Raw genomic sequence first — 12,791 nt, forward strand, 5'->3', positions numbered from 1 at the left:
TCCAATGAAAGCCATGATTCTCGCCGCAGGCAAAGGGACGCGCGTGCGTCCACTCACCTACGATCTGCCAAAACCGATGATCCCGCTGCTGGGCCGGCCCGTGATGGCCTACCTGGTCGACCACCTCCGAAAAAACGGAATCTCCGAGATCATGGTCAACGTCAGCTGGCTGCATGAAAAAATCGAAGAGTACTTCGGCGAAGGCGAGCAGTTCGGCGTCCAGATCGGCTACTCGTTCGAGGGCTACACGAAGGACGACGGCGAAGTCGTGCCGATGCCGATCGGCTCGGCCGGCGGCATGAAGAAGATCCAGGAATTCGGCGGCTTCTTCGACGACACCACGGTCGTGTTGTGCGGCGACGCGCTGATCGACCTCGACCTGAAAGCGGCGCTGATGGAACACCGCCGCAAGGGCGCGATGGCCACCGTCATCACCAAGGAAGTGCCATGGGACAAAGTCTCGTCGTACGGCGTGGTCGTGACCGATGAAGAAGGCCGCATCCAGGAATTCCAGGAAAAGCCTGCCGAAGCCGACGCCAAGTCCAACTTCATTTCGACCGGCATCTATATCTTCGAGCCGGAAGTCATCGACCTGATCCCGTCGGGCGTCTCGTTCGACATCGGCTCCGACCTGTTCCCGCTGCTGGCCGAGCGCGGCCTGCCGTTCTACGCCCAGGGCCGGCCATTCAACTGGCTCGACATCGGCACCATGAGCGATTACTGGGAAGTGCTGCAAACGGTGCTGACCGGCGAAGTGAACCACATGCATGTGCCGGGCATCCAGATCAAGCCAGGAGTGTGGGTTGGCCTGAACACCAGCATCGACTGGGAAGGCACGACGATCGAAGGTCCGGTGTACATCGGTTCGGGCTGCAAAGTCGAGGCCGGTACCCGCATCGTGGGCCCGACCTGGATTGGCCACGGCAGCCACATCTGCGAAGGCGCCGAAGTCGTTCGCAGCGTCCTGTTTGAATACACCCGGGTGTTGCATGATGTAACATTAAATGAAATGATTGTGTTCAAGGAATACAGTGTCGACCGAAATGGCGAAATGAAGCACACGTCCGAGTACTCTTCAGAAGAGTGGCTCAATGCACGCGATCGCCGCACCTCGCGTCGGAAGGACACGCCGGACACCAACGAGTCAAAGAAAGAGAAAGTCAGCGCATGAAGATCTATCCAGTCATCCTTTCCGGCGGCGCCGGGACCCGCCTGTGGCCCCTGTCGCGTGCCGTTCTGCCAAAGCAGTTGCTGCCACTGGTTGCCGACAAAACCATGCTGCAGGACACTGCCTTGCGCGTGACGAACTGGCCTGGATTGATGGCGCCGCTGGTAGTTTGCGGCAATGACCACCGTTTCATGGTGGCAGAGCAGTTGCGCGAAGTGGGCATCACGCCGCTGGGCATCCTGCTCGAGCCAGTCGGCCGCAATACGGCGCCAGCCGTGGCCGCGGCTGCGCACCATCTGAAACAGATCGATCCGGAAGCCGTCATGCTGGTGCTGCCGGCCGATCACGTCATCGAGAACGTTGCCGCCTTCCGTGAAGCGGTCGAGCGCGCGACGCGCCTGGTCGCGGCCGGCAAGCTGGCCACCTTCGGCATCGTGCCGAAGACGCCGGAAACCGGCTATGGCTATATCCGCCGTGGCGAACCGGTGGCCGAGTGCAGCGATTGCTACAACGTGGCGCGCTTTGTCGAAAAGCCGGATGCCGCCACCGCTGAAGGTTTTGTTGCCGAAGGCACGTATTACTGGAACAGCGGCATGTTCATGTTCGGCGCCGCGCGCTACCTGCAAGAACTCGAAGAGCATGCGCCGGCCATCGCCGCTGCCGCAGACCAGGCCATGCACGCCGCCTACCGCGACCTCGATTTTTGCCGTCTAGACGAAACTGCCTTCTCGGCATGCCCGTCCGATTCGATCGACTACGCGGTCATGGAGCACACGCGTGACGCAGCAGTCGTGCCGGCCGACATCGGCTGGAATGACGTCGGTTCGTGGTCGGCCCTGTGGGAAACCCAGCCGAAAGATACCAACGGCAATGCCCAGCGCGGCGACGTGTATCTGGATGGCGTGAAGAACTCGCTGGTGCGCGCCGAAAGCCGCATCGTGGCTGTCGTGGGTCTGGAAGACATCGTTGTCGTGGAAACGCAGGATGCCGTGCTGGTCACGAGCAAGAGCCAGGTGCAGCGCGTCAAGCAGGTGGTCGAACACCTGAAGTCGAAAGAGCGTACCGAGCACTTGCACCACACCAAGGTGTATCGTCCCTGGGGCCACTACGAAGGCATCGATGCGGGCGACCGTTTCCAGGTCAAGCGCATCACGGTCAAGCCGGGCGAGAAACTGTCGCTACAGATGCACCACCACCGCGCCGAGCACTGGGTTGTGGTGTCGGGCACGGCGCGCGTGACGTGCGGCGATACGGTCAGCCTGCTGTCCGAGAACGAATCGACGTACATCCCGATCGGCATGAACCACCGTCTGGAAAACCCGGGCAAACTGCCGCTGCACATCATCGAAGTGCAATCCGGCAGCTATCTGGGTGAAGACGACATCGTCCGCTTCGAAGACATCTACAAGCGGGCCTGATGCATCTGGCCATGCCACGCTGATACTCGGGCGGTCTTGTTCACCGATTGAGTATCAGCGGCAGTAGCGCCACGCGCTACTGCGTTACCGAAGCCTGTATCACCTGTCCAACCCCTGGCAGGCCCACGCTTTTTCCACACCGACGAATGTTGCCTGCCGCGCGCTGGCGGCAATTCGCTCGTCCGTCAGAGCTCGTCCTGAGACAGTAATTCCCGATTGTGTTGTATGCATGCTGAAGATTAGTTCCTTCGGACTAATGCAGCGTCATCATGTTGTCAATTTGCGCATTTACTATGATTTTTGTTAATGAATGCCGCAAGCATGTCTTGCACGACAACCAACAGGGAATCCATGACCACCTTTGCATCCTTCATGCCACGGCGCACGCTGCTGGCGACCTTGATCGCGGGCTTTGCTGCGACGGCCTCGGCTGCCCCGGGCGACGTTGTGATCAGCCAGCTGTACGCCCATTCGAACAATGCCGGCGGTCAGTGGAGCCACGACTTCGTCGAGCTGTTCAATCGCAGTTCCTCGCCGGTCAGTCTGGATGGCATGAGCTTGCAATACCAGTCCGCGAGTGGCACTAACTGGGGTTCGGTCACGCGCTTGCCAGCGGTGGAACTCAAGCCGGGTCAGTATTTCCTGATGGTCGGGCGCACCGGCACCCAGTCCAACGCCATGCCGGTGGGCACAGGCGACGTCACCAGTGCCAGCTTCGACATGGCGGCAGGCGGCGGCAAAGTGGCGCTGTCCGGTATTGCGACGCAGATGCCGGCGGGCGATGGCACGAACCTGATCGACCTGGTGGGCTTCGGCAGCGCCAACCGCGCCGAGGGCGCGCCAGCACCGGCCCCATCGACCGTCAATTCGATCCAGCGCGATGCACTGGGCTGCCAGGATACCGACAACAACCGTGACGACTTTGCCGCCGCGCCCGTGACCGGCCCACGCAGCATGGCTTCGGCCATCCAGGCGTGCGGCGGTCCTGTCGTGCAGCCAATCGTGCTGACCTGCCCGGCGGCGGTTCAGGTTGCGCAGGGCAGCAGTTCGTCGACCGTCCTGTCGGCCATCGATGGCGACAGCATCGTCAACAGCGCCAGCATCATTGCCGGCGCCCGTCCCGGCATCAGCCTGCTCGACTTCGCAGCGGCCGGCACCGTTGGCGGGCGCGCCGAAGCGCGTCTCGTCATCGCCGATACGCTCGCCGCCGGCAGCTATCCGGTCCAGATCCAGTTCGGCAATGCCGCGGGCGACGCCGAAACCTGCTCCGTCAACGTCAATGTCGCTGGTGAATTGCGCATTCCTGCAATTCAGGGCTCGGGCGCAACCAGCCCGTATGTCGGCACGGTGCAGTCGACGCAAGGCGTGATCACGGCCAAGGTCGGCAGCGGCTTCTTCATCCAGGACGCCGCAGGCGATGGCGACCCGTCGACGTCGGATGGCCTGTATGTCTTTGGCGCGCAGACCGATGCGCCGATCGGCGAGCTGGTGCGCGTCACCGGGACGATCATCGAATACCGCCCGAGCGGCGCCAACCGCAGCTATACCGAATTTTCGAACGTCACGAGTGTGCAGCGCCTGGGCACCGGTCCGGCCGTCACGCCGGCCAATATCGTGCTGCCGAACGCAGATCTGGCGAGTGTCGAAGGCATGCTGGTGCGCTTCACGTCGCCATTGACCGTGAATGGCAACCGCAATGTCGGTGACCGTGGCGAACTGATCCTTGCCAATGGCCGCCGCGAAAACCCGACCAACCGCTTCCCCCTCGGTTCGCCCGAAGCCCTGGCGCTGTACCAGGAGCACCAGGCCAACCAGATCGTGCTGGACGACGGCATCTTTGTCGCACCAGCCGTGATTCCGTACCTGGCCGAAGATGGCACCGTGCGCGTCGGCGACACCGTCACCGACCTGACGGGCGTCATCGACTATGGCGCGCTGGGCGGTGGCGGCGCCGGTTTCAAGCTGCAGCCGACCGTGGCCCCGACCTTTGCGCGCACCAACGAACGCACCCCGGCGCCAACCCTGCCGGCGGGCATCAAGGTCGGCAGCGCGAACGTGCTCAACTTCTTCACGACCTTCACCGATGGGCGCGACGCCTGGGGCCGCACCGGTCAGGGCTGCACCATTGGCAATTCGACGTCCGCCGGCAATTGCCGCGGTGCCGACAACACGGCCGAATTCGTCCGCCAGCGCGACAAGATCGTCAAGTCGCTGGCGGCGCTCGACGCCGACGTCGTGGGCCTGATGGAAATCCAGAACAACCGTGACATCGCAGTCGGCTACCTGGTCGAGCAGCTCAATGCCGCCACGGCGCCGGGCAAGTACGCCGTCGTGCCACAGCCGGTTGCGCTCGGTACCGATGCGATCCGCGTCGCGATGATCTACAAGCCGTCGGTCGTGTCGCTGGTGGGTAGTGCGCTGTCGGACGGCAACGCCGTCAACAACCGTCCTCCGATGGCCCAGACCTTCATGGCCAGCAATGGCGGTGGCAAGTTCTCGGTGGTTGTGAACCACCTGAAATCCAAGGGCGGTTGCAGCGGCGCAGGCGCCGGCGATACCGATCCGGGCAATGGCGCAGGTTGCTGGGATCGTACCCGCACCCAGCAGGCCCAGCGCCTGACGTCGTACTTCATCCCGCAAGTGATCGCGGCCGCCGGCGACCCGGACGTGCTGGTCATCGGTGACCTGAACGCCTACGCCTTCGAAAGCCCGATCAACCACCTGACCGGCGCCGCCGGCATGGTGAACCTGCTCGAGCGTTTCGTGCGCCCGAACGCGATGCCGTACTCGTATGTGTTCGACGGCCTGTCGGGCTACCTCGACCACGCACTGGCAAGCAGCTCGCTGGCCGCGCAAGTGGTGGGCGCCGCTGAATGGCACAGCAATGCCGACGAGCCGGAAACCATCGACTACAACCTGAACGATACCGTGCAGGATCCGTACCGCAACAATGCCTACCGCGCATCGGATCACGACCCACTGGTGGTGAGCCTGAACCTGACGCCGGCGTACAGCGATGTCACGGCATCGGTCAAGGTTGACGTTGGCGGCTTTGCCATCAACCGCGTCACGGGCAAGTACAGCGGCAAGGTTACGGTCACCAACACGAGCGCCACGGTGCTCACCGGCCCGCTGCACTTCGTCATGCAGGGCTTGCCGAGTGGCGTGACACTGGATAACAGCAGTGGCATGCGGGCCGGCGCGCCTTACCTGACGCTGCCGCAAGCGAGCGTCGCACCAGGCGCCACCGTCACCTTCACGACCACGTTCACCAATAGCGCCAAACGGTCCATTACCTACACCCCGCAGCTGGTTTCCGGCGCACTCTGATCAGGAATTATCATGAACAATCTGTACGCTCTGTTCCTTCGCGCCATGCTGGCGTTTTCGATCGCCGTTGGCGCACCTGCTGCGCTGGCCGGCCCGCTGTACCGGGTTTCCCTCGACACGTCGTCGTTTGCGGGCACCGGCTTTCTCGACCTGGGCTTCAACGGTGGTGGGGATATGGGTCAATCAATCGCCCGTTTGAGCAACTTCAGCGGCAACTTCGTGGGTGATGCAACGTATGCGGGTGACGCCACCGGTACCGTTGCCGCCGGGGCCGCCCTGGGCAACAGCACGGGCGAAAATTTCTTCACCCAGGCAGTGAGCTTCGGTGGGCTGTTTTCCTTCGACGTGGCGTTTGACATGGGCAATGAGCCGCTGGGTACGCTGTTCACCGTCGCGCTGCTCAATGACACGTTTGACGCCTACCTGGGCGCCGACGCCGAACTGTTCACGATCGACCTGATCACAGGCATGGCGGACGCCGTCTCGGTGAACGCGCCTGACCTCGTGCAGATTGCCCAGATCGCCGAAGTCCCGGAACCAGGCGAATGGCTGCTGCTCGCCACCGGCCTGCTGCTGATCGTCGCCACCCGCCGGATGCAACAGCGCGGCTGAACCCTGCACTGCAGATAAATCCGGCGCAGCGACCGAGAGGCCGCTGCGCCGGATTTATTCTTTAAACCTCTAAATACGATAAAGAAATTATATTTATAAACATTTGATCCTTGGGGCATAGTCATTGTATTGTCGCGCAGACATTACATATGCCTTCCATGCCAGTCCAGATTCTCGCGGTTGATCCTGATCCTGCTGTCCAGCAATTATTGAGACTCAATTTCGGCAGTGCCGGCTACCTGGTCGAGTGTTGCCCGGATGCGGAAAGTGCGCTGTTGCGCATGGCGCGCGGTTTGCCGAACCTGGTGCTGATCGAGTGGGAGTTGCCGGGCCAGAATGGCGAAACGCTCGTGCGCCGTCTGCGCGCACACGCGAGCACGCGCCACATGGGCGTGATCATGCTCACAGCGCGTGGCGCCGAGGCAGACAAGGTGCTGGCGCTGGAATCGGGCGCCGACGATTACGTCACCAAACCCTTCAGCCCCCGCGAATTACTGGCGCGCACACAGTCCGTGCTGCGCCGCGTGGCGCCGGCCGGTGCTGCCGCTTTGCGCGACGGTAGCCTGCACCTCGATCCGGACACATTGCAAGTGAGTGCCGGCGGTCGCCCGATCCTGCTCGGTCCCATCGAATTTCGCCTGCTGGCGTTCCTGATGCGCCATCCCGAGCGCGTGCATTCGCGGCCGCAGTTGCTCGACCGTGTCTGGGGCCGTCATGCAGTGCTCGACGAACGGACCGTCGACACCCATGTCGGGCGCCTGCGCCAGGCCCTGGGCCAGGACGGGCAGGGCGAGCGCATCCAGACCGTGCGCGGCGCCGGTTACCGCTTTACCGCCGGCCTGCCGGCGCTGGTGCGGGCAGCATGACGATCCTTGACAAGCTGGAGCAGGAATACCTGTTGCGTACGATCGAATCAGGGGTCGAACTTACCGAGCGGCGCCAGCTGTTCTTGTGGACGCAAGGGGCCTTCCAGGCGCTGCTGCCGCACCAGATCATGCTGTGCGTGAGACTCGATGCGACCGGCGCCGTCGACCATGTCGAGTGCCTGCACCGCGCCGTGCTCGACCGCGCCGCGCTGGCGCAGCTCAAGGCCCATGTGGCGCCGGCGCTGGTCGCGCGCTGGCAGGCGGGACGCGCCATGCCCGTCGCGGTCGATGCCACCGACATTGCCCTGTGTGCGACGGGGATGGACCACGCGCTCGTGCATGGCAGCGCGCAACCGGGGGCAGCCGGCACGGTATTCGCACTGCTGGGCATGCCATCGCGGCCGGATGCGCGCCACATGTATTTTCTGCAGTTGCTGCTGCCGTATCTGCATCTGGGATTGCTGCGCATGCCGGTCGCCGCCAGCGCCGGGCAGGGCGCCGACAGCGCGCCGGTGCGGCCCCTGAGCGGGCGCGAACTGGCCGTGCTCGACCGCATACGGGCGGGGCACAGCAACGAAGAAGTGGCGCGCCAGCTTGGCATCAGCGCGCTGACGGTAAAGAACCATCTGCAGCGCAGCTACCGGGTGCTTGGCGTGGCCAACCGGGCGCACGCGGTGGCGCGCTGCATGGCGCTGCGTCTGCTCTGATCGTCGCCGCAGGAACATCGTGGCCTGCGGGGCAGCCGCAATTCGCTTGACCGTTCGCCGATCGCACGCGAAGATAGCCCCATGAACAAACTCTTACTTTTGCTGCTCGTCAGCTGCACCGCCTGCACGAGCCAGGCCCAGGGGCCTGTCCGCGCCCAGGTCAAGGGTGAAACCTCCATCAGCGCGGCGCCAGCCAGCACGCTGGCCGACATCCGGCGCCAGATCGGCACGCCGACGTGCACCGACAACGCGCAATGCCGCACGCTGCCCGTGGGCGCCATGGCCTGTGGCGGCCCGCAGGAATACCTGCCGTATTCCACGCAAAAGAGCGACGCCAATGCGCTGCGCGCGCTGTCCGAACGCTCGTACGCCGAGACCAAGGCTGCGCTCACGGCCAGTGGCATGGTATCGACCTGCATGCTGAAGGCCGATCCGGGCGCAGTCTGCGTGGCCGGCACTTGCCAGCTGGGCACCGGCTCCCCAGCCAATTGATCGTTCATCGGCGCATTTTCATGTGCCTGCAATGACAAAGCGCGCCGAGGCGCGCTTTGTCGTTTACCAGTGAATCGTTGAACACTGGATCGTTGCACGCTGTTGCGTTGCAACGATCCAGCATCATCTTACCGGCCCAGGTCCTTCTTGCGTGCGCCAGAAACCGCACGTGGAATCGGGCTGTTGGTTTCCACCTGCAGCAGCGTCGTCGAGGCAATCGCGCCGTTTGGTTCAAGCAGGCGGATGGCGCCCAGGAAGCGTTTGCCGGTTGGCAGACCCGACCAGCTCGTGGTGACCGTTGCCGTACCGCCCACGTATACCTGGCTTGGTACCAGCGCCTTGAAGTTGTAGGCGCGGTCGGCCGTGGTGACGACGCCGGCATGCAGGCCGAAGCCGATCACGCCGCCGTTGACGGTGTCGTAGCCGAGGGCGCAGACCGTGTAGGTACCGGCGCTTGGCGAGGTCAGCGTGACCACCTCGTCCGACGTGCCGTTGCCCGAATAGCCCACATCGGCATTCGCACCGTTGAGCACGAGCAGGTCGAGGTCGTTCGTGCCTTCGCCCGTCATGTCACGGTCGAACAGTTCGAACTTCGCCGCCATCGTGTTGCTTGGCACCACAACCTTGGACACGAACACGCCCGGTGCGCTGGCCAGGCAGGCCTGGCGCATCGTTTCCCGGGTGCCAAAGATCGCCGGGTCGGCGGTGCCCACGGTGCCGGCAATGCGGTTGATTTCCTTCATGCCACCGGCCGTCACACCCATCTTGCCGGCGAACCCGGTGCTGATGGTGAGGGACTTGCCGCCGCTGGCGCGGTCGCTTTCCACGAGGGCAGGCGCCGAGATCAGGCGGCCGGAGCGGGCCACGATCGGGCTGCGCACGCGGTGGGTGCCGTCCGACCAGGTCAGCGAACCGAACTGCCACACATTCTCGACAGCGTTGGTGCGGGTCAGCGTCACGGTGTACTGGCGCGTCTCGCCGGCCGGCACGGTCAGCGAGGCCGGGCTGACCGTGGCGGCAAAGCCCGTGATCGCCACTGTTGGCGTATAGGTCGATTCGCTGTCGCTGACATTGGTGACCGAGCGGGTGACGGTGACGGTGCCCAGAACATTGCCAACCGCGATCGACGGCAGGTTCAGGTTGTAGCCGGCGATGCTGCCGCCGCCACATTGCGCTGCGACGCCCGCGCCGCACATGTATTTGCGGTAATCCAGTTCGGTGATGTCATACACCAGGCCCGGATTGGCCGCAGCGTTTGGCGCCACGTGGCCTGCGCCCTGGCCGAACGGCAGACGCCCGCGCGTATCGCCGGACTGGATCGCATCGGCAAAGGTATCGGTGGCGGTCGTCATCAAGGCCGATTTGATCATGGCTGGCGACCAGGTCGGATGCTGCTGACGCAGCAGGGCGGCCAGGCCGGCCACGTGCGGGCTCGACATCGACGTGCCCTGGTACGACGCCCAGGCCAGTGGCACTGGCGAGAGCGTGCCGGTGAGCAGCGCTGCGCGCTGCGCCTCGGTCATGTTCGGCGAGACGCCGGCGATGACATCCACGCCAGGCGCGGTCAGGTCAGGCTTGAGCACGTTCGGGTCGTAGCGGTTCGGGCCGCGCGACGAGAAGCTGGCCATCATCGGCGCCGGCACGCTCGACGTGCCGATCACGAAGGTCGAGATCGACGCGGTGGCGCCGGGCGTTGCGGCATACGACTTGATGACAGCGCCATCGTTGGCGTTGACGTGCACCGACGGGACGGCATGCACTTCGGCCACGAGGCCGGTGCCGTTGTCGATCTGCACCATGCCGACGCCACCGGCGTCCTGCACGGCCAGGCTCTTGTCGACGCGCGCATTGCCGCCGCGCATACAGGTCACGATCTTGCCGGCCACCTTGGCCGGATCGAGCACGGCCTGGCCGCCGTTTTCGCTGGCGCTGTAACACCGTGCCACCAGCGTCGGATTGGCGCCAGGCAGCGCCGCCGATTCGGCGGTGATCATTGGCGCCGGGCCCACGGCCGTCGAATTCATCGAGGCGCCACGGAAGCTGCGGCCGTTGCCGAGGGTAACGGTGGCCTGCAGTTCGCGGTTGTGGGTCGATGCCGCAACGGTCGCCTGCCATGGGCTGATGTGGGCGACCGTGTTCGCCGGGCCGCTGTTGCCCGCCGAGGCAGCAACGAACACGCCGGCATTCGAGGCATTGAAGAAGGCTTGCTCGACCGGGTCGATGATCGACTCGCCGCCGCTGATCGAGAAGTTGATCACGTGCACGCCGTCGACCACCGCTTTTTCGATGGCCGCGACGCTGTCGCCGGTGAAGCAGGCATTGCGCCGGCCACTGGCCTGGCCCGAATCGAGATAGGTCCAGCAAACCTTGTACGAAGCGATGCGCGCGCGCGGGGCGATGCCGCTCATTTCGCCGATGGCGACGCCACCGACGATCGCGGTCGAGCGGGCATTGCCGCCGGCCGTGGTGGAGGTGTGGGTGCCGTGGCCGCCTTCGCCGGTGGTGCCGCCGATCGAATCGCGCGGCGACGAGTTGAACTCGGTCCAGTGGCTGACCCGGTTGCTCGAGCGGTAGCTGGCGTCGAAATACTGGGCGCCGATCAGCTTGTTGTTGCAGTCGGCGGCAGTGAAGCCTTCGCCGGTCTGGCACGTGCCTTTCCAGCGCGACGGCGGCGCATCGTACACGATGGTGCCGCTGGTGGCGAAGGTCGGCTTGCCGTTGGCGTCGACACGGTCGGCGTACGATGGATGCTCGGGCCAGATACCGCCATCGACGATGCCGATGATGATGTCCTCGCCAGCGGCGCCCTGGCCGCCGAGCTGCGACCACAGGCCGCCGGGTTGATCCAGGCCGAGGAAGGTCGGGGTGTAGGTGGTGGCCAGTTCGCGCGGCACGTCCGGCGAGACCGTGACCACGTCGGTGCGCGCCATCAGGGTACGCACTTCGGCATCGGTCAGCATGGCGGCAAAGCCGTTCAGGACCACGCTGTACTCATGCAGCACCGGTGCGCCTGCCACGACGGCGCGCACGGCGGCCTGCTTGCGGGTCAGGTAGTTGTTGTAGAGCAGTACGTTCTGGGCTTCCAGGTTCAGGCGGTTGCCTGCGGTTGGCTGGGTCGCAGGCATGCCGGCGATCTCGCCGGTGTAGCCGGCGATCGGCTTGTCGGCCAGTTGAACGATATACGGGCGGCGCACGTCATCGGCCTGGACGGTGATCGTCAGGCTGGACAAGACCAGCAGTACTGCAGCAGAAAGTGGACGGAGTTTCATGGTGATTCGTTCCCGGGATACGTTGTGGGGGTCAGGCGCGGATGGCAAGGCTGTTGCTGCGGCGGCGGCGTGCGCTGGCGGCCAGGCCGGCGATGCCGAGACCGAACAGCAGCGCGGTGGCGGGTTCAGGCACATCGGCGGCCGCGCCTGATTCCAGGTTCAGGTTATCGATCGCGAACTGGCCCTGGTTGGTATTGAAGGCCGAGCAGTCGCCCGCGCCATCGCACACGAAGCCGAACAGGGCGATCTCCGTGAATTCCAGTTGCGAGAACGCGCCAAACTCGTAGCCGCCGAACTCGAAGCCAGCGCTGGATGGACCATCCAGCGCCAGGTCGATGTAGGTGTAGCTGCCGTCAGCGCGGAATCCCTGCGCGCGCAACAGGCCCGATACGGCCGGGTAGCCGCTGAGCTCGGTTGTATTGCCGATGAAGCTCGCATCCAGGCCCAGCATGCGGAACGGGTTGTTGTTCCCGGAGGTGATCCAGACGACGCTGTCGTTGAAGGCGCCGTAGTACATGCTCGAATTATTGACCGGGCATGCCATGTCACAGGCCCATGGGTCGCTGCCATCGACAAAGGCGCCGACTGCACTGCTGCTGTCCGCTTGCGGGTTGTTGGCATCGAAGCGCATCGAGAAGCCCGACTCCTGGTAGGTCTCGCCATTAGCGACGGCGCCATAGCCGCTTTCGAAGCCGATGGTGGCTGCCTGGGCCGGCGCAGCCAGGATGGCCGCGCCAAGCGTGGCGCTGCATAACATTGCAAGGGTGGTGCCGAGGGTCGGTGCTGCCAATCGTCCGTGCCGAATCATGATGTGCCTTTGTCGTTGTGTCGGTTCCTGCCGCGATGCAGCAAGACCAGTAAAAGTGCAACCTCGTGTTGCGTTGTAAATAAATATATCAACGGAAATAATTAAAATGTAAAAATTCTTA

9 protein-coding genes are annotated in these 12,791 nt (G+C 64.1%); 7 read left to right on the forward strand and 2 right to left on the reverse strand.

The window, feature by feature from the left end:
* Nucleotides 1-4 precede the first annotated feature (4 nt).
* The 7 genes from AC56LV_RS01080 (at nt 5) to AC56LV_RS01110 (ending at nt 8,593) form a co-directional block, all read left to right on the forward strand.
* Nucleotides 5-1,171, forward strand: coding sequence for a nucleotidyltransferase family protein (locus tag AC56LV_RS01080; protein WP_499555359.1), 1,167 nt, complete (start codon nt 5-7; stop codon nt 1,169-1,171).
* Nucleotides 1,168-2,586 (forward strand): mannose-1-phosphate guanylyltransferase/mannose-6-phosphate isomerase, encoded by a 1,419-nt coding sequence (locus AC56LV_RS01085; RefSeq protein WP_499555361.1) that lies wholly within the window; start codon nt 1,168-1,170, stop codon nt 2,584-2,586. The genes AC56LV_RS01080 and AC56LV_RS01085 overlap by 4 nt, the downstream gene beginning before the upstream one ends.
* A gap of 351 nt (nt 2,587-2,937) precedes the next feature.
* Entirely contained in the window at nt 2,938-5,916 is a 2,979-nt protein-coding gene (locus AC56LV_RS01090) for an ExeM/NucH family extracellular endonuclease (RefSeq protein WP_499555363.1), read from the forward strand.
* Between the two features lie 12 nt (nt 5,917-5,928).
* Nucleotides 5,929-6,528 (forward strand): NF038129 family PEP-CTERM protein, encoded by a 600-nt coding sequence (locus tag AC56LV_RS01095; protein ID WP_499555365.1) that lies wholly within the window; start codon nt 5,929-5,931, stop codon nt 6,526-6,528.
* Between the two features lie 158 nt (nt 6,529-6,686).
* Nucleotides 6,687-7,394 carry a winged helix-turn-helix domain-containing protein gene (locus AC56LV_RS01100; RefSeq protein ID WP_499556762.1) on the forward strand — a complete coding sequence of 236 codons (708 nt, stop codon included), beginning with the start codon at nt 6,687-6,689 and terminating at the stop codon, nt 7,392-7,394.
* Nucleotides 7,391-8,101 (forward strand): LuxR C-terminal-related transcriptional regulator, encoded by a 711-nt coding sequence (locus AC56LV_RS01105; protein WP_499555367.1) that lies wholly within the window; start codon nt 7,391-7,393, stop codon nt 8,099-8,101. The genes AC56LV_RS01100 and AC56LV_RS01105 overlap by 4 nt, the downstream gene beginning before the upstream one ends.
* An 81-nt stretch (nt 8,102-8,182) precedes the next feature.
* On the forward strand, nt 8,183-8,593 hold the full coding sequence (locus AC56LV_RS01110) for a hypothetical protein (RefSeq protein WP_499555368.1): 411 nt from the start codon (nt 8,183-8,185) through the stop codon (nt 8,591-8,593).
* 128 nt (nt 8,594-8,721) lie between these two features.
* Here AC56LV_RS01110 and AC56LV_RS01115 read toward each other — a convergent pair whose 3' ends face one another.
* Entirely contained in the window at nt 8,722-11,862 is a 3,141-nt protein-coding gene (locus AC56LV_RS01115) for a S8 family serine peptidase (protein WP_499555370.1), read from the reverse strand.
* Between the two features lie 31 nt (nt 11,863-11,893).
* Nucleotides 11,894-12,619, reverse strand: coding sequence for an NF038120 family PEP-CTERM protein (locus AC56LV_RS01120; protein WP_499555372.1), 726 nt, complete (start codon nt 12,617-12,619; stop codon nt 11,894-11,896).
* Between the last annotated feature and the right edge of the window lie 172 nt (nt 12,620-12,791).

The organism is Telluria sp. RB2R28 (assembly GCF_059685835.1).

Bases quoted from the DNA above. Each gene is read 5' to 3' on its own strand.
- AC56LV_RS01080 (WP_499555359.1), top strand. From the start codon at position 5: ATGAAAGCCATGATTCTCGCCGCAGGCAAAGGGACGCGCGTGCGTCCA.
- AC56LV_RS01085 (WP_499555361.1), top strand. From the start codon at position 1,168: ATGAAGATCTATCCAGTCATCCTTTCCGGCGGCGCCGGGACCCGCCTG.
- AC56LV_RS01090 (WP_499555363.1), top strand. From the start codon at position 2,938: ATGACCACCTTTGCATCCTTCATGCCACGGCGCACGCTGCTGGCGACC.
- AC56LV_RS01095 (WP_499555365.1), top strand. From the start codon at position 5,929: ATGAACAATCTGTACGCTCTGTTCCTTCGCGCCATGCTGGCGTTTTCG.
- AC56LV_RS01100 (WP_499556762.1), top strand. From the start codon at position 6,687: ATGCCAGTCCAGATTCTCGCGGTTGATCCTGATCCTGCTGTCCAGCAA.
- AC56LV_RS01105 (WP_499555367.1), top strand. From the start codon at position 7,391: ATGACGATCCTTGACAAGCTGGAGCAGGAATACCTGTTGCGTACGATC.
- AC56LV_RS01110 (WP_499555368.1), top strand. From the start codon at position 8,183: ATGAACAAACTCTTACTTTTGCTGCTCGTCAGCTGCACCGCCTGCACG.
- AC56LV_RS01115 (WP_499555370.1), bottom strand. From the start codon at position 11,862: ATGAAACTCCGTCCACTTTCTGCTGCAGTACTGCTGGTCTTGTCCAGC.
- AC56LV_RS01120 (WP_499555372.1), bottom strand. From the start codon at position 12,619: ATGTTATGCAGCGCCACGCTTGGCGCGGCCATCCTGGCTGCGCCGGCC.